This is a genomic window from Umezawaea endophytica (assembly GCF_025061645.1).
GTDB classification, from domain to species: domain Bacteria; phylum Actinomycetota; class Actinomycetes; order Mycobacteriales; family Pseudonocardiaceae; genus Umezawaea; species Umezawaea endophytica.
Genome location: NZ_JANYMP010000003.1, coordinates 216,748 through 237,244, shown reverse-complemented (window position 1 = coordinate 237,244; position 20,497 = coordinate 216,748). Strand labels below are relative to the sequence as shown.

Here is a 20,497-nt window from a genome sequence, read left to right as displayed (position 1 = left end):
CCGTCAGGAGGGTGGCTGGACGAGTCCGGCCACGGCGGCCACGACCGCGGCTCGGCGGGTGCTGTCGGACTGGCACGCGTAGTCCGGTTGCAGCGCCTTCAACGACCAGGCGGCGGTCTTCCAACTGATCACCACCGCGATCACCATGGCCATCAGCTCGGCCGGTGGGATGTCGGCGCGGATCCGGCCCGCCTCCTGCGCGGCCTGGATGTCGAGGACTCTCCTGCGGTAGCCCTCGACCTCGGAGGCCACGGACTGCTCGCGCTCCAGCCCTGACCACAGGTAGAGGCGCTGGATGTGCGGCCACTTCTCCAGCCGGTCGAACAGGTCGCCCGCGTAGCCGACGAGGTGGTCCTCGCCGAAGGCGATCGACCCCGCGAGCTGGAGGAAGCTGTCCGACACGACCTTGTCGAACAGCTCCTCCTTCGTGCCGAAGTGCATGTAGATCGACCGCTTGTTGGCCGGGGCGTTCTCGGCGATGCGGTCGACCCGCGCACCGGCCAAGCCGTACTGGGCGAACTCGGCGATGGCCGCGTCCATGAGCTTCCGCTTGGTCTCGGTGGCGTCGGGTGGCATGGCCCCATCGTACATAACCATCCAGGTATTGACATGCCGGAGCGGCGCCGAGTACGAATGTATCCAGTTACTTACCTAGTGAGGAGCACCCGTGAGTCGCACCTGGTTCATCACCGGCACGTCCTCCGGCTTCGGCCGGGAACTCACCGGACAACTGCTCGAACGGGGGGATCGGGTCGCCGCCACCGCGCGCCGCCCGGAGTCACTCGACGACCTGGCGTCCCGCCACGGGGACCGGCTCTGGCGGGCCCCGCTGGACGTCACCGACACCACCGCGCTGCGCGAGACCGTGGACCGGGCCTTCGCCGAACTCGGCCGGATCGACGTCGTCGTGTCCAACGCCGGTTACGGCCTCTTCGGGGCACCGGAGGAACTCGGCGACGAGCAGATCGACCGGCAGATCGCGACCAACCTGACCGCGTCGATCCAGCTCGCCCGCGCCGCCACCCCGCACCTGCGCCGCCAGGGCGGTGGGCGCTACATCCAGATCGCCAGCGTCGGCGGGCAGATCGCCTTCCCCGCCATGAGCCTCTACCACGCCACCAAGTGGGGTGTCGAAGGGTTCTGGGAGTCCTCGGCCCCCGAACTCGCGCCGTTCGGCATCGACGTGACGATCGTCGAGCCGGGCATTGCGCGCACCAACTTCGGCGGGGGCGCGGTCCTCGGCGAGGCCCTGCCCGAGTACGCCGACGGCCCGTCGGGGCACCTGCGCCGAGTCCTGTCCGGCGAACTGCCACCGCTGCCCGCGCCCGGTGACCCCGCCAAGATGGCGGCGGCCATCATCGCCTCGGCCGACCAGCCGCACCCGCCGTTGCGGCTCACGCTCGGCTCCGACGCCTACGAGCAGGCCACCGCGGCCCTGCGCGACCGCCTCGACGCCCTGGAAGCCGGGCGCGACCTCGCCTTCTCCACCGACGCCGACGACGTCGTCCCCGCCCTCGCCACCACTTCCCGCTAGGAGGAGCCCGTCATGTTCGACTTCACCGGCAAGACCGTCCTGATCACCGGTGCCTCCGGTGCGCTCGGCACCACCCTGGCCGTGCGGTTCGCCACCGCGGGCGCCAACGTCGTCGCCGCGGCTCGCAGCCGGTACGACGAGGTGGCCGAGAAGGCGGGCGGCGACAGCGTCGGAGTCCGCCTCGACGTCACCAGCGAAACCGACTGGGCCGACGCGATCACCCGCACCGAGGAGGCGTTCGGACCGCTGGACGTCCTCGTCAACAACGCCGCCTACCTGCGCATCGGAACCGTGGAAAGCATTGAGCTGGAAGAGTTCCGCCAGGTGCTCGACACCAACCTCACCGGCGCGCTGCTAGGCATCCGGGCCGCGGCCCCCTCGATGCGCAAGGCCGGTGGCGGCGCGATCGTCAACGTCAACTCCATCGCCGGACTCACCGCCGCGCCCGGACTCGTCGCCTACAGCAGCAGCAAGTGGGCCCTGCGCGGCCTCATGCGTGCCGCCGCCAAAGGCTTGGCGCGCGACAACATCCGCGTCAACTCGGTGCACCCCGGCATCATCGAGACGCCCCTGGCCTACGACCCCGAAGGCAACCCCATCGTCCCCGTCGACAACCTCGCCATCCCGCGCAACGCCGCCCTGGAGGAGATCGCCGACTTCATCCTCTTCGCCGCCTCCGACCAGGCCCGCTTCGCCACGGGCGCCGAGATCGTCGCCGACGGCGGTTACGGACTCGGTCCCCTCGACTGAGACCGCCTGGTGCGGTGGCTCGCCGGTGTGGCGACGAGCCACCACATCAGGTCAGGTGGAGTGCCACAGCACGGCGTTGTCGGGGGAGTCGCGGGTGGTGCGGAAGCTGTTCACCGGGTGGTCGGTGTCGGGGTAGCCGAACGAGACCCCCGCGACCACGCGCCTGGTGTCCGGGAGTCCGAAGTGGTCCCGCAGGAATCCGGAGTACCCCGCCAGCGCGGCCTGCGGCGCCGCTCCCAGCCCGAGGCTTTGCGCGGCGAGCAGGAACGTGTTCAGGTACAGGCCGCAGTCGATCGCGCCGTACACGCCGAGGTCGGCCTCGGTGGTGATGATCGCGACGTGCGGCGCGTCGAACAGCTCGAAGTTGCGCAGCATCTGCCGCACGGCGCCCTGCTTGTCGTGGCGCTCGATCCCGACGCTCGCGTAGAGCTGCTTCCCGCACTCCCGACGGCGGTCCTGGTAGACGCCCGCGTACCGCTCCGGGAAGGGGAAGTCCGGGACGCCGGGGTGGTCCTGGAGGTGGGCGAGGAGCCGCGTGCGAAGGCGTTCGGTACCGGCGCCCTCGGTGACGGCCACCTGCCACGGCTGCGTGTTGCACCAGGACGGCGTGCGCTGCGCGAGCGCGAGCAGCCGTTCGACGGTGTGCCGGGGGACCGGGGTGGGCAGGAACTGCCGACAGGTCCACCTCTCGTCGAGCAGTCGGCCGAGGGCCTCGTGCGGTTCGGGGAGCGTCGTGCTCAAGGGAACCTCCAGGCAGTCTCTTTTCGAGACCAAAAGCTAGCACGCGTCGGTCTCGAAAAGAGACTGCCTTGGGTAGGGTCGGGCCATGCGGTACGAACAGCTCGCCGACCTGCCGTGCTCGATCACCCGTCCGCTGGTGGTGCTGGGGGACCGGTGGACGTTGCTGATCCTCAAGGAGGCCTTCGCGGGCGTCCGGAGGTTCAACGCGTTCCAGGGCAACCTGGGCATCCCCCGCAGCCGGTTGCAGGACCGGCTCGGTCGGCTGGTGGACCACGGGATCCTCGTGCGGCGCCAGGCCGACGAGGGGGAGCACCCGGAGTACCGGCTGACCAGCAAGGGGCATGACCTGTACCCGATCCTGATGGCCATCAGGGACTGGGGCGACACCCACATGGCCCCGGACGGGCCGCCGGTGCGCTACCGGCACCGCGACTGCGCCGGGGAGGCGCGGGTCGCGCTGGCGTGCGACTGCTGCGGAGAGGGCATGACCGCGCACGACGTCGTGCCGGAGGCCGGTCCCGGTTTGGTCGCGCACCTCGGCGCGGACCTCCGGGAGTAGCGGCGGGGTCAGGCGGTCAGTTGCCGCCGGACGTCCGCCGAGTCGTGCAGGTTCGTCATCTGCACGAACCGGCCGTCGCCGACCCGGTAGATGGCGTACTCGACGATCGTGAACGAGGCGCCGGTCGGCGCGACGCCGAGCCACTCCGCCACCGGGGTGCCGGTGTTGACGGCGCGCACGGCGACGCGGTCGCGGTCGATCAGCAGTTCCTCGACCTCCCAGTGGAGGTTCGGCACGGCGTCGATGCTGCTCCTCATGTCGGCGACGACGTCGTCCCTGGTCCCCGGTTCGCCGTTCAGCAGCACCTCGTCGGCGATGAACTCGTCCATCCTCCCCAGTTCGTGGGCGTCGAGCGCCGCGACGTACCGCAGGTACCAGTCGCGCAGGTCGTTGTCGGTCAACGGAGTTCTCCTTCAGCGGTCGGGGCCGGGGTCAGTAGGTGACGCGTCCGAGTCGGTTGTGGAACTCGCCGGTCGGACCGTCCGGGCCCAGCAGCGCCAGTGCGACCGTGGCGTCGGTGCCCTCGGTGACGGTCTGGTGGCCCTGGTGCTGGTTGAGGTCGGTCGCGGTGTAGCCGGGGTCGGAGGCGTTGATCCGCATTCCGGGCAGGCTCTTGGCGTACTGCACGGTCAGCGTGATCACGGCGCCCTTCGAGCTGGCGTACGGCACCAGGTTGGCGTGGAAGGAGTCGTCGTCCGGGTCCAGCAGGGCACGGGGGAAGCCCAGTCCCGAGGCGACGTTGACGACCACCGGGTTGGCCGAGCGGCGCAGCGCGGGCAGGGCGGCCTGGGTGACCCGGACGACGCCGAACACGTTGGTCTCGAACGCCACGCGCATCGCTTCGACGTCCAGGTCGTCGAGGCTCCACGACGGACCGACGACGGCGGCGTTGTTGACCAGCACGTCGAGTTCGGGCAGGGACGCGATGGCCTTGTCGACGCTATCCTGGTCGGTGACGTCGAGCCGGACCGGGATCGCGCCGAGCGCGCGGGCGGCGTCCCCGGAGGCCAGGTCGCGCATCCCGGCGTGGACGGTGTGGCCCGCGGCGATCAGGCGGCGGACGGTTTCCAGACCGAGGCCCTTGTTGGCGCCGGTCACCAGTGTCGTGGTCATGCCACCAGCCTGTGCCGCCGCCCGCCCGGCTGACAGGCACCCTTCGACGGTGGGACCAGCAGTACCACCCGCGCCGCCCGCTCACGGGGCACCATGGGGGCATGGACGAGTTCGCGCAGATCCTCCGGGCGTGGCGGGACCGGGTGCGCCCGGAGGACGTCGGACTGCCGCCCGGCCTCGGCCGCCGCGCGCCCGGCCTGCGCCGCGAGGAACTGGCCCTCATCGCCGGGGTGAGCGTGGACTACGTCGTCCGCCTGGAGCAGGGCCGCGCCCGCAACCCCTCCCCGCACCTGCTGACCTCGCTGGCGCGGGCGCTGCGCCTGAACGACGCCGAACGCGACCACCTGTTCCGCGTCGCGGGCGCGGCCGTACCCCCGGCCGGTCACGTGCCGAGGCACGTCACGCCGACCGCGCAGCGGATGGTGGACCGGTTCCGCAACGCGCCCGTAGCCGTGGCCGTGCACACCGCGATCTACGAGCTGGTGCTGTGGAACCCGCTCTGGGCCGCCCTGTTCGGCGACCCGTCGAGCCAGACCCGGCTGGAGCGCAACGTCGCCTGGCAGTACTTCGAGGGGTCGATCCCGGTGACGCACACACCCGAGGACGACGAGGCCTACGCGCGGGACCTCGTGGGCCACCTGCGTTCCGCGTCCGGCCGCTACCCGGACGACCCGGACCTGCCGCGGTTGATCGACCGCCTGACCAGGACGTCCCCCGATTTCGCCCGGCGGTGGAAGGCGGGGACGGTCGGGGAGCTGCGCAGCAGCCGCAAGACCGTGCACACGACCGTGGTCGGGGACATCGTGGTGGACTGCGACACCTTCACCGGCGGTCCGGGCGACCAGACGATCGTGATGATGACGGCCGCCCCCGGCTCCGAGGACGAGCGGAAGCTCGACCTGCTGCGGGTGGTCGGACTCCAGGACCTGGAGAACCGGCCGGTCTAGCGGGTCATCCGCTCGGGGTGGAGGACTTCAACCCCAGCACCAGCAACGTGATCACGCGGCGCACGTCGTAGTTCGGGTCGTTCGGGGCGAAGGCGCAGAGGTCGCCGACGGCTCGGATCAGTTCGTAGGCGGACACGTCGGACTTCACCTCGTTCGAGGCGCGCGCGTGGTCCAGGAGGTCGCCGAGGACCGGGACGAGCCGGTCGAGGAACAGCGAGTGGAGCGCGGTGAGCCCGGACGGGTCGCCGCGCATCACCGTGAGCATGCCGTGCTTGGTGCCGATGAAGTCGGCGAAGAGGTGCGTCCACCGCACGATCGCGTCGAGCGGTGTGGGCTGTGAGGCCAGTAGCGCGGGCCCGGCCGCCGCGCACGCCTCGATCTGGTGGCGGTACACCGCGACGACGAGGTCGGCGCGCGTCGGGAAGTGCCGGTACAGCGTCCCCATGCCGACACCGGCCGCCGCGGCGACGTCCCGCACCGTCGCGTCCGCCCCGGAGCGGGCGAACACGGTGGCGGCGGCGTCCAGCAGGGCGCGCTCGTTGCGCTCCACGTCTGCTCTCCGTCGGGTCGGCACGGGGTCGGCGGGGCGCATACCGCCATTGTGGCACGGACCGGGCGAATCGGAGCGCTGCTCCTTTTCGGTGTTGCAATGCGGAGCGCCGCTCCGTATTGTCGGCGGAGCAATGCTCCGTTTCGACCGGTCTCCGGCTCGGTCGGGTGCTCGCGAACCTCTGGAAGGACACCCCCATGCCCGCTCTCGCAACGGCTCCCGGATCGCGGATCCTCGCCGCCAAGCCGGTCACCCTGTCGGCGCCGAATCGCGGCGACGACCTCGCGGTGCGGATCTCCGCCCCCGCCACCGGCACCGACCTGCCGCTCCTCGTCCTCGCGCACGGGTTCAGCCTCGCGATGGACTCCTACGACCCGCTCGTCGACCACTGGGCCGCCAACGGCTTCATCGTCATCCAGCCCACGTTCCTCGACTCGGCCGCGCTCGGCCTCACCCCGGCCGACCCGCGGTACGCGTCGATCTGGAGCACGCGCGTCGACGACGTCGAACTCGTCATCGACCACCTGGACGAGGTCGTGGCCGCGATCCCCGGACTGCCCGAGCGCGTCGACCGCGACCGCCTCGCCGTCGCCGGGCACTCCTGGGGCAGCCAGACGGTGGGCATGCTCCTGGGCGCCAGGGTCGTCGGCGCGGACGGGCGGCCCGGTGAGGACAGGACCGACCCCCGCGTCAAGGCGGGCGTGCTCCTGGCGGCCACCGGCCTCGGCGGTGAGGCCCTGACCCCGTTCGCGCGGGAGAACTTCTCCTTCATGAGCCCGGACTTCGACCGGCTGAACACCCCGACGCTCGTCGTCGCGGGCGACCACGACCAGTCGCTGCTCTCGACCCGCGGCCCGGACTGGTTCACCGACGTCTACGCGCTCAGCCCCGGCGCCCGGAGCCTGCTCACCGTGTTCGGCGGCGAGCACACGCTCGGCGGGGTCCACGGCTACAACGCCACCAACACCACCGACGAGAGTCCCGAGCGCGTCGACCTGGTCCGCCGGGTGTCGGCGGCGTTCCTGCTGAAAGCGCTCGGTCTCGGCGACGACGCCTGGGACCGGATCACCGAGGAGGTCTCGAGCGCGCCGGAACCGGTCGGGCGCATCGACTCGAAGTAGCCCGCCGCCGTCACGGCCGGACACCCCGGTCCGGCTGTGCGGCGGTGTGCGAGACCCGGACCTCGACGAAGGTGTCGGCCGGGTCGTGGGCGTGGAGCCGCCGCTCGAACTCCCGGACGCTCGACGGCCACGGGTTCGTGACCGGTCCGTCGGAGTCGCGCTTGAACCAGGACGGGACGCCGTCCGGCCAGACGGTGCGGGCCAGCGCGGTGTCCAGCCACCGCCGGTACCCGGCCATCGCCGCCGGGGTGACCGCCACGGGCGCGCCGAGTCGTGCGGCGAGGTCCAGGCAGCCCATGATGTAGCGGACCTGGTGGTCCTTCATCGAGGGGTTGCTGTTCGCGGGCGTGAAGCTGTGCGGTCCGGCGATCAGGTACATCGAGGGGAACCCCGGCACGGCGAGCCCGAAGAACGCCTCCGGGCGACCCTGCTCGGACCAGTGCGCGTGGAGGTCGGTGCCGCCCTGGCCCCGCACCTCGACGCCGCCGAGGAACTCCGGGGCGTGGAACCCGGTGGCCCACACGATCACGTCGGCCCGGCGGTGCGCACCGCCGACGGTGCGGACGCCGTCGCTGGTGACCTGCTCGACGGGGTCGGTGACCAGTTCGACGTGGGGCAGGGACAGTGCCGGGTAGAACCCGTTGTCCATCAGGACGCGCTTCTCGCCGATGCGGTAGTCCGGGGTGAGCCGGTCGCGCAACGCCCGGTCGGGGACCTGGCGGCGGAGGTGGGCGCGGGCGAGCCACCGGGCGGGCCGGGCCGACCAGCCTCCGCGCATGACCGGGGCCAGGACCAGATCGGCTCCGAGGTACAGCCCGGCCCGGTAGAGCCGGTGCAGTCCCGGCACGGTCGCCAGCGCCCACCGGCTCACCGGCCCGAACCGGGCGGCCGGTTTGGGCAGGATCCAGGACGGGGTGCGCTGGTACACCGTGACGCTCGCCGCCGTGCGCGCCAGTTCCGGGACCATCTGCGCCGCCGACGACCCGGTTCCGACGACCGCGACGTGCCCGGTCAGGTCGGCGCCGCGGTCCCAGCGCGCGGAGTGGAACGCCGCGCCGGCGAAGCTGTGCGCGCCGGGGACGTCCGGAACGGCGGGTCGGTGGAGCTGGCCGACGGCCCACACCACCGCGGCGGTGTGCAGGTGCTGCCCGTCCGCGGTGGTCAACGTCCACGTGCCGTCGGCGTCGCTGTAGTTCGCCGCGGTGACGGAGGTGTTGCTGCGGATGTGTTGGCGCAGCCCGTTCCGCTCGACGACGGCGCGCATGTACTCCAGGATCGAACCCTGGTCCGGGAACCGCACCTCGGCGTCGCGGTGGGGGTCGAACGCGAACGAGTAGAGGTGGGACGGCACGTCGCAGGCGCAGCCCGGATAGGTGTTCTCCCGCCACACCCCGCCGACGTCGTCACCCTCCTCCAGGATGACGAAATCCCGGATCCCCGCCGCCCGCAGCGCCGCGCCCATGGTGAGCCCGCCGAAACCGGCGCCTACCACCACCACATCGTGCCTCGTCACCGACTCAGCCTAGCTCGTCGATAGCGGATTTTTGAGGCAGGACAAGGCTTTTCCCAAGATCGCGTCTCATGTGGAGGTGCGCCCGCCGACCCGGCGTCGCGGGGGAACTGGTCACTCGATGCGGTGACACCGGGCCGTTGAACCGGTGTGCCGGTGTTGGATGTGCGGTGACGTGGTCGACCCCGTGTGGTGGTGTCCCAGGGGAAGGAGCCGTACGGGCGTGGACGGTGGCGGTGGTGCGGAGCGCCCGGTGGTGGCCGCGCACAACGGTGTCAGCGGTGTGGCCGGTGGTGTGGTGGTGCAGGCCGGTTCGATCGCGGGCGGGGTCGTCGTCACCACCGCGGCGCGGCGGTGGTGGGGGTCGGCGGGCCGCGAGGCGTCCGGAGTGGACGAGTGGACCGAGGGGCTGGCCCAGGGGGAGTTGACGCTGCGCAGGCGGGAGGAGGCGCAGCGCCGGGTCCACGACCCGGTGGCGTTGCCGGTCCGCTGGCACGCGGCCGCCGCGGAGGTGACCGACCACTGGGCCAACATCCGCCGACTGCCCGCCGGTGCCGTGACCGGTCCCCTCGTCGTGGCCGGGCGCATCGAGCAACTGGGGGAGGTCTACCGGCGCGTCCCGTCCGGCAGGCTGGTCATCCTCGGTCCGGCGGGAGCCGGGAAGACCGTGCTGGCCGGTCGTCTGGCCCTGGACCTGCTGGCCGCGCGCCAACCGGGGCAGCCGGTGCCGGTCATCGTCAGCGTCGGCTCGTGGAACCCGGCGACCACACCGCTCAACACCTGGCTGGCGGAACGGATCGGGCGGGACCACCCCGGCCTGGCCGTGCCCGCCGGGCAGGGTGGGCCGAGCCGGTCCGCCGCGGTGATCGAGGCGGGCCGGGTCCTCCCCATCCTGGACGGCTTCGACGAGATCGACCCCTGGCTGCACCGGGCCGCGCTGCGCGGGCTCAACGCCGACCCGGACGTGCCGGTGGTCATCACCAGCCGGGTCGTGGAGTACACCGCCGCGGTGCGCGACGTGGCCGTGCTGACCGCGGCCGCCGTCGTCGAACTCGACGACCTGACGCTGGAGGACCTCGCCGACTACCTGCCCCGCACCGCGGCCGGGCACCGCACCGGGACGTGGGACCCGGTCCTGCGCCGCCTGCGCGCCCAGCCGCACGCCACTGGACCCGCCCTGGTGCGGCAGGTGCTGGCCAACCCGCTGATGGTGTTCCTGGCCCGCACCACCTACGGCGACAACTCCGCCAACGACCCCGCCGAACTCCTCGACACCCACCGGTTCGCCACCGCGCAGGTCCTCCAGGACCACCTGCTGGCCGCGTTCATCCCGGCCATCTACCAGTCCGACCGGCCGGGCGGTGCACGGCGGTGGAGCGCGGACCGCGCCCACCGGTACCTGACCTACCTCGCCCACCACCTGCACCGCGCGGGCACCCGCGACGTGGCCTGGTGGCAACTCCGCGACACCATCCCCCGCCGGGACCGCACGCTCGTCTTCGCCGTCCTGGACGGGCTGGTGATCGGGCTCGGGTTCGGGCTGGTGCTCGCGCTCACGGTCGGGGTCGTGTTCGCGTACGGGCTCGTGCCGGGGGTGACGACCGGACTCGCGCACGGGCTCGTGTTCGGCCTCGCCGCCACGCTGGCCAGCGGGCTCACGGTCGCGCTGACGGCGTTCTTCACCACCTCGCTCCACGGCCGACCGGGGTGCCCGTCCCGCAGGCTCGTCACGGCGCTCGGGACCGGTCTCGTGGTCGGACCCGCGACCAGCCTCACCCTCGGGCTCATGCTCGCGCTCGCACACACGGTCGTCGTCGACCTCGTGCACGTCTTCGCGGTCAACATCGAGTTCGTGTTCACGGTCGGACTCGCGGTCGGGCTCCCGGCCGGACTCGCCTCCGGGCTCATCGGGCTGAGAGCCGCGGGCCCCCGGCCGACCCGCACGCGCCTCCAACTCCGGGGCCGCGTCCGGTGCCTCGTCGGCAGGTTCGTGATCGGGTTCGGCTTCGGCGGCGCGGTGGTGCTCGCGGTCGGGTACGGGTTCGCGCCCGCGGTCGGGTTCGGACTCGCGGCGGCCGTCGCCTTCGGGCTCGAGGCACCCGTCAGCGCGGCCGACGTGGTCAGCGCCGCCGAGTCGCTGGCTCGGGACCGGCGCAACACGATCCGCAAGGTGCTCGCCGTCGGGCTACCGGTCGGGCTCGGGTTCGGGCTCGCGGGCACGTTCGCGGCCGGGATCCTCGCCGCCGTCGTGGTCGGGTTCGTGAGCGTGCGCGTCACCAGCGCCTGGATCTACTGGCTGGTCCTGGTGCGGGGGTGGCTACCGCTGACCGACCGCCTGCCCTGGCGGGTCAAGGACTTCCTCACCGACGCCTGCCTGCGGGGCGTGCTCCGGCAGACCGGGGCGGTCTACCAGTTCCGCCACGCCCGGCTGCAAGACCACCTCACCGGCGGGCCGTGACGAGCCAGGCGCGGGAGTCGAACCACACGCCGTCGGTGCCGCTGTGCTCGGCCATGACCGCGCGCAGCCGGTCGAGCGCCCGCTCGACCTCCTGGGCGTCGAGCCGGACGAGGACCTCGCTCGCCATCCGCAGGGCGAGCACGGCGTCGGCGGCGGAGTCGGGGTCCGCGCCGTAGTAGACGGGCTCGCTCACGTCGCTCACGCTCACGTCGGTGAACCCCGCCGTGGTCAGGACGCCCTCCACCGCGGCCGGGTCGGCCAGGGAGAACGGCCCGCCCGCAGCCGGGGGGACCGGCGCCGGGTCACGACCCGCGAGCGCGCGCTGGATCGCGGCCACCCACTCCTGTCGATCACCGGCCTGCCACACCAGTTGCACCAGCCGTCCGCCCGGCCGCAGCGCGCGCCGGACGTTGCCGAACGCCTCGACCGGGTCGGCGAAGAACATCGTGCCGAACCGGCTGGTCCCGAGCGTGAACCGCTCCGGCGGGAAGGGGTGGACCTGCGCGTCCGCCTGCTCGAAGCGCACGTTGTCGAGCCCCTCGGCGGCGGTGAGCTCGCGAGCGCGCGCCACCATCCCCGCGGAGACGTCGACGCCGAGCGCGCTGCCCCCGGTCGCGAGCCGGGCCGACTCGCGGGTGGTCTGCCCGGCGCCGCACCCGATGTCGAGGACGCTGTCGCCGGGGCGCACGTCGAAGGCCTCGCGCAGGCGCGGTTGGTAGCGGCTCAGCTCGGCGTCGTAGTCGAACACGGCCTTCGACGCCGGTGTTCCGCGATCCTCCACGCCCTCACCTCCGCCGTTCGCGTGACGCTCGAAGGTAGCCCATGACCAGCGACTCCAGGTCGGGTTCGGTGCCCTCCCAGCCCTTCGGCGTCGGTGCGGCCTCCCGCAGCAGCAGCGTGGACTGGCGCGCCGTGCGGGTCGCGCTGACCAGCGTTCCCTCCACAGAGGACTCGTCGGCGGCCGGGCCGACCAGGATCCGGTGCCGCGCGAGGACTTCCTCGATGTCACCGTCGACCTGGACCCGGCCCTCGTCTACCAGCAGGATGTGGTCGCACACCTCGCGCAGGTCGGTGAGCAGGTGCGAGGACATCACCACCGTGGTGCCGCGGTCGGCGACCTCGGTCATGATGATCCGGAGCGTCTCGTCGCGGGCCAGCGGGTCCAGGTCGGACAGCGGCTCGTCCAGGAGCAGCAGCCGGGGGAGCCGTCCCAGCGCCATCGCGATGGCCACCTGGGTCCGGGTGCCCGCGGACAGGGTGCCGACCTTGGCGTCGTGGTCCACGCCCGTCAGCAGCCCGAGCACCTCGTGGACCCGGTCGGTCGACCAGCGGTCGTTCATGCTCCCGACGGCCCGCGTCAGTTCGCGCACCGTGAGGTCGTGGTAGAGCGACCTGTTCTGCCCCAGGTAGGAGACGTCGGGGTGGGTGCGGCCCGCGGTGGGCGTGCCGAAGGCGCTCAGGCCGCCGGTCGTGGGGCGGACGATGCCCGCGGCCATGCCCAGCAGCGTGCTCTTGCCCGCGCCGTTCGGGCCGACCAGGGCGACGACCTTGCCCTCGGGGATGGTGAAGGAGCAGTCGCGGACCGCCCAGCGGGAGCGGTACCGCTTGCCAACGGCGGTGGCGGTCAAGGGGTTCATGATCGTTCCTCGGCGGGGTAGTGCTCGTCGCGGACCGCGGAGTACAGGGCGTCGACGTCCTCGACGACGAGGCCGCCCTGCTGGGCGCGGCCCATCCAGCCCGCCAGCTCCTGCCGGAGCGGCGCGTCGTCGCCGGTGGTGGCCTCCGAGGACAGCGACTTGGTCACGAACGTGCCCAGGCCGCGACGGGCCTCCACGAGTCCTTCCCGTTCCAGCTCGCGGTACGCCTTGAGCACGGTGTTGGGGTTGACGGCGGTCGCCTCCACCACCTCCCGCGCTGAGGGCAGCCGGTCGCCGGGGTTGAGCAGTCCCAGTCGCATGGCCTGTCTGACCTGCTGGATGATCTGCATGTAGGTGGAGACCCCGGAGCGCCGGTCGATCCGGAACTCGATCACATCGGCCAGCATAGGTGCTCCCGCCGCTCAGGGGTCCCACGACGCTCAGCTCTGGCGCCGCAGCGCCCAGCCGGTGCCCACCAGCAGCAGGACCGCGAGCGCGCCGTAGATCGACGCGTCGACGAGGTGCGCCTGCCAGGCCTGGCTCTCCGGGATGAAGTCCGCGTACCGCCTGCCGAGGTCGGACTTCGCCAAGCACGCCACGTACTCCTGCTGCCCCTCCGGCGTCCACGTCGCCTTGCAGGCCTGGACCGCTGCGCCGACCTTGTCGGGGGCGATCGGCTGCCCGGCGGCGTCGAGGTAGCCCTGGCTGATCACCAGGCTGGCGTCGCGGGACGCCGTGGGCGACAAGCCGGAGGTGACCACCTCGCGCTGGGTGGTCATCACCCTGGTCACCACGTCGAACAGGGCGAAGCGCAGGACGGTGAACGCGCCGAGCGTCACGATCATCGCCACCAGGGTGCGGCGGGTCACCACTCCGACGAAGGCTCCGACCGCGAAGGCGAACAGCGTGTAGGCGACCGGCGAGACGTGCTCGATCCCGAAGTTGAAGACCTGGAACGACCCGTTGACCCGCGGACCCATCACCCCGGCCGTGGTCAGCCACCACCAGACCAGGTATTGCAGCGCGATCAGCACGACCAGCGCGGGTACCAGCGCGACGACCAGCTTGCTGAGCATCCACCGGGTGCGACTCACCGACTGGGTGAAGGCCAGGACGTGGGTCCCCTGCTCCAGTTCCCTGGCGAACAGCGGGGCGCCGATGAAGAGGCCGATCAGGACGGGCAGGAAGATGATCGCGGCCTGGCCCAGTTGGAGCCTGGTCGACCACTCCGCGCGGAAGTCGCCCGCCGACTTGTTCGTCGAACACTCCTGGGTCGTTCGCGTCACGCACTCGGTGAGCCCCGACGAGGTGATGGAGTCCAGCATGCTCGACCGCAGCAGGACGACGACGCCCGCGCCGACGACCAGCATGGCGAGCAGGGTGATGAGCTGCGGGCGCTGCCGCCGCCAGGAGACCCAGATCATGCCGCTTCCTCCTGCGCCGCCCGGCGCATGTGGTTCAGTGCCAGTTCGCCGAGCGGGGTGCCGTCGGCGCTGAGCCGGTTGACGTCCCCGGCCAGCAGGACCCGGCCGTTGTGCAGCAGCACGAGGTGGTCGCACACGCCTTCCAGTTCCGCCAGCACGTGCGAGGACAGCACCACGGTGATGCCCTGCGTCCGCGCCTCGGTGACCAGCGTGCGCAGCACGGTCTCGCGGGCCAGCGGGTCCAGGTCGGCCAGCGGCTCGTCGAGCAGCAGCAGGCTCGGGCGCTTGCCGAGGGCCAGTGCCAGCGCGACGCGGGTGCGCTGGCCACCGGACAGCGTGCCCACCTTCGCGCCCATCGGCACCGCCGCCTGCTCGACCAGGTGCTCGGCGTAGTCCTGGTTCCACGTCGGGTTGGTGCGCGCCCCGAGCCGCAGCGTCTCGGTCACGGTGAACTGCTGGTACAGCGGCTTCTGCTGGGCCAGGTAGGACACGGCGGGGTGCAGCCCCTTGCCCGCCGGGCGGTCGCCGAAGACGGTGAGCCCACCGGTCGTCGGGCGCAGCAGCCCGGTGATCAGCCCCATCAGCGTGCTCTTGCCCGCGCCGTTCGGGCCGACGAGGGCCACGATCCGGTTCCGCGGGACCACGAGGGACGTCTCCCGCAGTGCCCATCCTCTGCGGTACTTCTTGCCCAGTCCCTGGGCGATGACCGGAAGCGCCTGGTCAGGCTGACTTCGCAAGTTCACGGCCGTCTCTCCTCCGTCGTCGGCTGCGGCACAAGGTAACACCTTTCACTAGTGAAGTAGTGGACCGGTGATTCCCGCCTCGTGGAGCAACCTGGCGGCGAGGTGCGTACTCGATCATGGTGAGACGACCGCGGCTCGACCCGGCGCACTGGTGCGCGAGTCGTCGATCCGGACCGTCGATGACAGGAAATCGTTACCCTCCAACGGTTCTGTGGCGGTCCGGTTCATTCCCGGCTGATTGTGCCCGCACGATGTTGCTTGGTACCAACAGTTCCGGCCTTTCACGAACTTGAGGGATACGCCCACGGGGGAGCGGACGCCCCTCTAAGCTGCGCGCCGTGACGGATGCGACGGGAAGCCTGGTTGCTCAGCGGTACCGGCTCGTTCAGGTGATCGGTACCGGTGGCATGGGCCGGGTGTGGCTGGGCCGCGACGAGCTGATCGGCCGCGAGGTGGCCGTCAAGGAGCTGCTGCTGCCGACCGGGCTCGACGAGCAGGAGCGGGAGTTGTCCTGCCGCCGCGTCATGCGCGAGGCGCAACTGGCGGGCCACCTCAACCACCCCGGCATCGTCACCGTTCACGACGTCGTCGAGTACAACGGCGCCCCGATGATCGTCATGGAGTTCGTGCGGGGTGGCTCGCTGTCCGACGCCATCCGGGCGCGCGGCGCGCTGCCCGTGGAGCAGGTCGCCCACATCGGCGGGGCGATGCTGGCGGCGCTGAAGGTGGCGCACCAGGCGGGGATCGTGCACCGGGACCTCAAGCCCGCCAACGTGCTGCTGTCCGGCGACCGGGTGGTGATCACGGACTTCGGCATCGCCAGGCTGATCGGTGACGCCGCGCTGACCACCGACGGGTCCATTGTGGGCACACCCGCGTACATGGCGCCCGAGCAGGGTGCGGGCACGTCGATCACGCCGGCGACCGACATGTGGTCGTTGGGGGCGACGCTGTACGCCGCGGTGGAGGGCAGACCGCCGTTCCAGGGCCAGGACTTCATGGCGACGCTGTCGATGCTGCTCACCCAGGACCCGCCTCCTCCGGTGCGGGCGGGGACGCTTTCCCCGCTGTTGGGCGGTTTGCTGCGCAAGAACCCGGCCGAACGCGCGACCGTGGACCAGGCGATGGCGCTGCTCGCGGGAGCGCCCGGCGCGCCGCCCCAGGCCCGATCCGGTGTCAGCAGGCGCGCCCTGCTGCTGGCGGGTGGCGGCGCGCTCGCGGTGATCGGCGGCGGCACCGCGTGGTGGCTCACGGCGAAGGACCGGACGGGCGAGGCCGTGAACCTGCCGTCCATGGGGGACAAGACCAAGGACGGCGTCCCGGTCAAGGACGGCGGTGCCGAGCGGACCTCGACCTCACCGGTCGCGTCGGGCGCGCCGGAGGAGATCGCCGAGCACGTCCAGCTCGTCGACCACCAGGACAGGATCACGTCGATCGCGTTCAGCCCGGACGGCAAGCTGCTCGCGAGCGCCGACGGCGGCCTCGGCGACGACCGCGCCGTGGTTCGCCTGTGGGACACGGAGACCGGGAAGCTGGTCGGCACGGTCAAGAACCCGGACGGGCCGGGTGGCGCGTCGGCGTGCGCGGTGGCGTTCAGCCCCGACGGCAAGATCCTGGCGGCGGGCGGCAACCGCACCGGCGACGCCACCACGTACCTGTGGAACGTCGCCGACCGCACGATGATCGGCCCGCTGGACCAGAGCCGGTCGATCATGAAGAGCCTGGCGTTCCACCCGGACGGCAAGACCGTGGCGGGCGTGACCCACACCGGCGGCATCAAGGTGTGGGACGTGGCGACGCGCAACGTCAAGATCGGCCTGCCCGACGGCGACGGCGGCCACGAGCTGGCGTTCAGCCCGGACGGCTCGCTGCTGGCCAACGGCGGCACCAAGTCCGGGGAGGTCCGGCTGTCGGACCCTGCCAGCGGGAAGACGGTCCGCACCATCACCGACTCGACCGGCAGCGCCGTGTCGTTCTCCCCGGACGGCAAGACCCTCGCGGTCGTCGACGCCGACGGCAAGAACAGCATGCAGCTCTGGGACGTGGCGACCGCCAAGAGCAAGGCGGTCTTCGACAGGGCCGACGACGGCCTCACCATCTCGCACGCGCTGTACCACCCGGACGGCGCGACCATCGCCGTCTGGGGTCAGGGCAACTTCATCCAGTTGTGGGACGTGGAGACCAAGAGGATCCGCGCCACCGTCATCGGCGCCGCCGGTCGGATCGAGACGGTGGCGTTCGACGCCAAGGGCGAGCGGATCGCCTGCGGTGGCGCGGACGAGACCGTCCGGATCTGGAAGCTGGCCCGCTGACCTCGGACGGCGGTGTGGTGCCCGACAACCCGTGAACGCGCGTGGGGCCTTCCCGGAAAGCTCGGGAAGGCCCCACGCGCACGGTGTCAGCAGGACAGGTTGTCGCCCGCCGGGACACCCAGGATCCCGGTGATCTGGGTGTACTTGTCGATCCGGCTCTGCACCTGCGCCGGGTTGCCGCCGTTGCACTCGATGGACCCGTTGATGCTGCGGATGGTCTCACCGAAACCGCGGCCGGTCACCATCGCGTCGTGCGGGGTGATCGTGCCGGGGCCGGTCTGGGTGTTCCAGTACCAGAGACCGGTCTTCCACGCGACGGCCGCGTCCTGCTCGACCAGGTACGGGTTGTTGAGCAGGTCGATGCCCAGGTTGTCCCCGGCCGCCTTGTAGTTGAAGTTCCAGCTCAACTGGATCGGGCCGCGGCCGTAGTACGCGGCCTGACCCGCGGGGCAGCCGTAGGGCTGGCCGGCGTCGCAGTAGTGCGGGTAGTTCGCCGTGTTCTGCTCGACGATGTGGACGAGACCGCCGGTCTCGTGGTTGACGTTGGCCAGGAAGGCCGCGGCCTCCTGCTTCTTCACCGCGTCGTCGCCGGTGTTGGCGAAACCGGGGTAGGCGTCGAGCGCGGCCGTCAGACCGCCGTAGGTGTAGAAGCTGTTGCGGCCGGGGAAGATCTGGTCGAACTGGGCCTCGCTGACCACGAAGGACGCTGCCGATGTGGACGGTTCGGCTGACGAGGTCGTGGCGGGGAGCACGAGCACGCCGGTGGTGGCGGCGAGCGCGGTCATCGCCACTCCGGCGCGCTTCAGGAACCGGGGTATCGACATTCGGGACTCCTCTTGTCATGCCGGTCGTGCGCGGTACGACCGATCCGGTTGGACTACACCAATAGGTATGGACCAATCGTCGGTGCGTGAAACCGCTCTCACGGCAAGAGGCCGCGATCGGCCCAACGACCCCTCCCCGTGAACGGCAGCGGGTAGGAGTCGATTGGGCCGACCGGGTGACGAGCAGACGGCCGGGAAGCCGTCAATCTCTACTTTCCGTAGGTGTGTTCCGTCCTCTGCAACGGCCACTCGGGTGGCGGTGAGCCCGTTCGGACGCCGAGGTCAGCCGAGCTGCTTGTCCACGAAGCACCACCGCCAGGTCTCGCCCGGTTCGAAGCTGCGCATCACCGGGTGGCGGGTGTCGTGGAAGTGCTGGGCGGAGTGGCGGCCCGGCGAGGAGTCGCAGCACGCGACGTTGCCGCACTTGAGGCACTTCCGCAGGTGCACCCACGTCATCCCCTCGTCGACGCAGGCCTGGCAGGCGTCCGGCGACGCGGTGTCCCTCTCGACCCAGTCGTGGGCCAGGTGCTTGCAGGACCGTGCCGTCGCCGCGGGGGTGCGCAGTTCGCGGCCCTCGACCTCGGGCTCCTCGTCGTGGCGGTCGAGCATCGACTCCTCGATGTCGAGCCGGGCCAGCACGCGCCGCAGGACGTCGTCGTCGGCGCTCCCGCTGTCACGGGCCTTCAGGAACTGCTCGCGCTCCACGTCCAGCAGCGCGAGCCGCAGCCGTCGGTACGCGTCGCTCGGCGTCTCGACCAGCGCGCTCTGCCTGCCGAGCTGCTCCCACGCCGAGTCGGCGCGGTTGCGCATCCGGTCGCGGAGGCGCTGGACGATCTCGGGCGGGTCGTCCGGCGTCCGGATCTCCTCCAGCTTCGCCAGTGCCGCGCGGGTCATGTCGTGCAGGACGGCCGCCTCCTGGAGGGCGTCCTCCGCCGGGTCCGGCCTCGGCAGCCGCAGCCGCCGGATCAGCGGGGGCAGCGTCATGCCCTGCAAGGACAGCGTGCCCGCCACGACGACGAACGCCGCCAGCACGAGCACCGCGCGCTGCGGGGTGTCCGCGGGCAGGATGAACGCCGCGGCGAGCGTGACGACCCCGCGCATCCCCGCCCAGGAGATCACCGCGGAGTAGCGCCACGGCCAGACCTTCCCCTTCGTCCTGGTCGGCATCAGGCGTCGTTGCACCCGCTTCGCGGTGCCGATCCCGACCAGCCACAGGACCCTCGTGAGGATGGTCGCGCCGAGCACCGCGACGCAGATCCAGGTGAGCATCGCCGGGGACAGCCCGGACTGGTCCACCTCGGTGAGGATCCGCCGCAACTGCAAGCCGATCAGCAGGAAGACGGTGTTCTCCAGCAGGAACGCGATGGTCTGCCAGTTGAGCCTGCTGGCGAGCCGGGTCGAGCCGGAGAGGATCCGCGGCGCCTTGTGGCCCAGGATCAGCCCGGCGATCACCACCGCGAGCACGCCGGAACCGTGGATCGCCTCGGCCGGGAGGTAGGCGATGAACGGCACCGCGAACGACAGCGCGGTGTCCAGCACGGGCTCGTCCAGCCGGGACCGGATGAACGCGGTGGCGAACCCGACCACCAGTCCGACGGCGATCCCGCCGACCGCAGCGAGCAGGAAGTCGGCGCCGACCTGCCAGAGGCTGATCGAGCCCGCCAGCGCGGCGATGGCCGTGCGGAGGGCGACCAGCGCGGCGGCGTCGTTGAACAGGCTCTCGGCCTCCAGGAGCCGGGTCAGCTTGCGGGGCATCCCGACCCGCCGGGCGACCGCGCTGGCGGCGACCGCGTCCGGCGGGGCCACGACGGCGCCGAGCGCGATGCCCGCGGCGAGCGGGAGGTCGGGGATCACCGCCCAGGCGACCAGCCCGACGCCCAGGGCGGTGAACACGACGAGCCCGACCGACATCAGCCCGATCGCGCCGCGGTTCCTCCGGAAGTCGATCAGCGACGTCTGGATGGCCGCCGAGTACAGCAGCGGGGGGAGCAGCCCGAGCAGCACGACCTCGGGGTCGAGGTGGTACTCGGGGACTCCCGGCATGTAGGAAGCGCCGACGCCGACGGCGATCAGGCACAGCGGTGCGGACCAGTCCAGCCGCCGCGCCGCGGCGCTGACGACCAGGACGGTCACGACCAGGACCACTATCTCTGCCGCGATGTGCACGGGGTAATCCTCACCCGGACCACCGCGGCGGTGCCACCGGGGCCGGTACGGGCACGACGGCCCCGCGTGGTCGTGCCCGCGGCTAGGATCAACCCGGTCATCAGGTGT

The 20,497-nt window shown here is 71.7% G+C and carries 20 protein-coding genes; 7 read left to right on the top strand and 13 right to left on the bottom strand.

Going from position 1 to position 20,497, the window contains the following annotated elements:
• Positions 1-3 precede the first annotated feature (3 nt).
• Positions 4-576 (bottom strand): TetR/AcrR family transcriptional regulator, encoded by a 573-nt coding sequence (locus NZH93_RS08440; protein WP_259622395.1) that lies wholly within the window; start codon positions 574-576, stop codon positions 4-6.
• Between the two features lie 91 nt (positions 577-667).
• On the opposite strand from NZH93_RS08440, the gene NZH93_RS08435 reads away from it, so the two are divergent.
• A complete protein-coding gene (locus tag NZH93_RS08435) occupies positions 668-1,534 on the top strand; it encodes an SDR family oxidoreductase (RefSeq protein ID WP_259622394.1) in 867 nt (288 codons plus the stop codon).
• A gap of 12 nt (positions 1,535-1,546) precedes the next feature.
• Positions 1,547-2,284, top strand: coding sequence for an SDR family NAD(P)-dependent oxidoreductase (locus NZH93_RS08430; protein WP_259622393.1), 738 nt, complete (start codon positions 1,547-1,549; stop codon positions 2,282-2,284).
• Between the two features lie 51 nt (positions 2,285-2,335).
• Here the strand turns inward: NZH93_RS08430 and NZH93_RS08425 are convergent, their stop codons facing one another.
• Positions 2,336-3,025, bottom strand: coding sequence for a nitroreductase (locus tag NZH93_RS08425; RefSeq protein ID WP_259622392.1), 690 nt, complete (start codon positions 3,023-3,025; stop codon positions 2,336-2,338).
• Between the two features lie 85 nt (positions 3,026-3,110).
• Here NZH93_RS08425 and NZH93_RS08420 point away from each other — a divergent pair, with 85 nt between their 5' ends.
• Entirely contained in the window at positions 3,111-3,584 is a 474-nt protein-coding gene (locus NZH93_RS08420) for a winged helix-turn-helix transcriptional regulator (protein ID WP_259622391.1), read from the top strand.
• A gap of 8 nt (positions 3,585-3,592) precedes the next feature.
• Here NZH93_RS08420 and NZH93_RS08415 read toward each other — a convergent pair whose 3' ends face one another.
• Together NZH93_RS08415 and NZH93_RS08410 are read right to left on the bottom strand one after the other, a co-directional pair.
• Positions 3,593-3,985 carry an ester cyclase gene (locus tag NZH93_RS08415; protein WP_259622390.1) on the bottom strand — a complete coding sequence of 131 codons (393 nt, stop codon included), beginning with the start codon at positions 3,983-3,985 and terminating at the stop codon, positions 3,593-3,595.
• Between the two features lie 31 nt (positions 3,986-4,016).
• Positions 4,017-4,697 carry an SDR family NAD(P)-dependent oxidoreductase gene (locus tag NZH93_RS08410; RefSeq protein ID WP_259622389.1) on the bottom strand — a complete coding sequence of 227 codons (681 nt, stop codon included), beginning with the start codon at positions 4,695-4,697 and terminating at the stop codon, positions 4,017-4,019.
• A 101-nt stretch (positions 4,698-4,798) separates the two neighbouring features.
• Here NZH93_RS08410 and NZH93_RS08405 point away from each other — a divergent pair, with 101 nt between their 5' ends.
• Entirely contained in the window at positions 4,799-5,644 is an 846-nt protein-coding gene (locus tag NZH93_RS08405; protein WP_259622388.1) for a helix-turn-helix domain-containing protein, read from the top strand.
• 4 nt (positions 5,645-5,648) lie between these two features.
• Here the strand turns inward: NZH93_RS08405 and NZH93_RS08400 are convergent, their stop codons facing one another.
• The gene (locus NZH93_RS08400; protein ID WP_259622387.1) at positions 5,649-6,236 is read right to left on the bottom strand and encodes a TetR/AcrR family transcriptional regulator; all 588 of its coding nucleotides are present in this window, start codon (positions 6,234-6,236) and stop codon (positions 5,649-5,651) included.
• A 155-nt stretch (positions 6,237-6,391) separates the two neighbouring features.
• Here NZH93_RS08400 and NZH93_RS08395 point away from each other — a divergent pair, with 155 nt between their 5' ends.
• A complete protein-coding gene (locus NZH93_RS08395) occupies positions 6,392-7,315 on the top strand; it encodes an alpha/beta hydrolase family protein (RefSeq protein WP_259622386.1) in 924 nt (307 codons plus the stop codon).
• A 10-nt stretch (positions 7,316-7,325) separates the two neighbouring features.
• Here the strand turns inward: NZH93_RS08395 and NZH93_RS08390 are convergent, their stop codons facing one another.
• Positions 7,326-8,828, bottom strand: a complete 1,503-nt coding sequence (locus NZH93_RS08390; RefSeq protein WP_259622385.1) for a flavin-containing monooxygenase — start codon at positions 8,826-8,828, stop codon at positions 7,326-7,328.
• A 220-nt stretch (positions 8,829-9,048) separates the two neighbouring features.
• On the opposite strand from NZH93_RS08390, the gene NZH93_RS08385 reads away from it, so the two are divergent.
• Positions 9,049-11,283: an NACHT domain-containing protein gene (locus NZH93_RS08385; protein WP_259622384.1), complete on the top strand. Its 2,235-nt coding sequence runs from the start codon at positions 9,049-9,051 to the stop codon at positions 11,281-11,283.
• Here NZH93_RS08385 and NZH93_RS08380 read toward each other — a convergent pair.
• Genes NZH93_RS08380 through NZH93_RS08360 form a run of 5 tightly spaced genes read right to left on the bottom strand, consistent with a single transcriptional unit; the run spans position 11,267 to position 15,087 of the window.
• Positions 11,267-12,064, bottom strand: coding sequence for a class I SAM-dependent methyltransferase (locus NZH93_RS08380; RefSeq protein ID WP_259622383.1), 798 nt, complete (start codon positions 12,062-12,064; stop codon positions 11,267-11,269). The genes NZH93_RS08385 and NZH93_RS08380 overlap by 17 nt on opposite strands.
• Positions 12,065-12,068: 4 nt before the next feature.
• Positions 12,069-12,920 carry an ATP-binding cassette domain-containing protein gene (locus tag NZH93_RS08375; RefSeq protein ID WP_259622382.1) on the bottom strand — a complete coding sequence of 284 codons (852 nt, stop codon included), beginning with the start codon at positions 12,918-12,920 and terminating at the stop codon, positions 12,069-12,071.
• The gene (locus tag NZH93_RS08370) at positions 12,917-13,315 is read right to left on the bottom strand and encodes a GntR family transcriptional regulator (RefSeq protein WP_372506601.1); all 399 of its coding nucleotides are present in this window, start codon (positions 13,313-13,315) and stop codon (positions 12,917-12,919) included. The genes NZH93_RS08375 and NZH93_RS08370 overlap by 4 nt, the downstream gene beginning before the upstream one ends.
• Positions 13,316-13,360: 45 nt before the next feature.
• Positions 13,361-14,344, bottom strand: a complete 984-nt coding sequence (locus NZH93_RS08365) for an ABC transporter permease (protein ID WP_259622380.1) — start codon at positions 14,342-14,344, stop codon at positions 13,361-13,363.
• Entirely contained in the window at positions 14,341-15,087 is a 747-nt protein-coding gene (locus NZH93_RS08360) for an ABC transporter ATP-binding protein (RefSeq protein WP_259622379.1), read from the bottom strand. The genes NZH93_RS08365 and NZH93_RS08360 overlap by 4 nt, the downstream gene beginning before the upstream one ends.
• Before the next feature lie 338 nt (positions 15,088-15,425).
• Between NZH93_RS08360 and NZH93_RS08355 the strand changes: the two genes are divergently transcribed.
• Positions 15,426-17,399 (top strand): WD40 repeat domain-containing serine/threonine protein kinase, encoded by a 1,974-nt coding sequence (locus NZH93_RS08355; protein ID WP_259622378.1) that lies wholly within the window; start codon positions 15,426-15,428, stop codon positions 17,397-17,399.
• 86 nt (positions 17,400-17,485) lie between these two features.
• Here the strand turns inward: NZH93_RS08355 and NZH93_RS08350 are convergent, their stop codons facing one another.
• Positions 17,486-18,223, bottom strand: a complete 738-nt coding sequence (locus NZH93_RS08350) for a chitinase (RefSeq protein WP_259622377.1) — start codon at positions 18,221-18,223, stop codon at positions 17,486-17,488.
• Between the two features lie 282 nt (positions 18,224-18,505).
• Positions 18,506-20,389 carry a Na+/H+ antiporter gene (locus NZH93_RS08345; protein ID WP_259622376.1) on the bottom strand — a complete coding sequence of 628 codons (1,884 nt, stop codon included), beginning with the start codon at positions 20,387-20,389 and terminating at the stop codon, positions 18,506-18,508.
• Positions 20,390-20,497 lie beyond the last annotated feature (108 nt).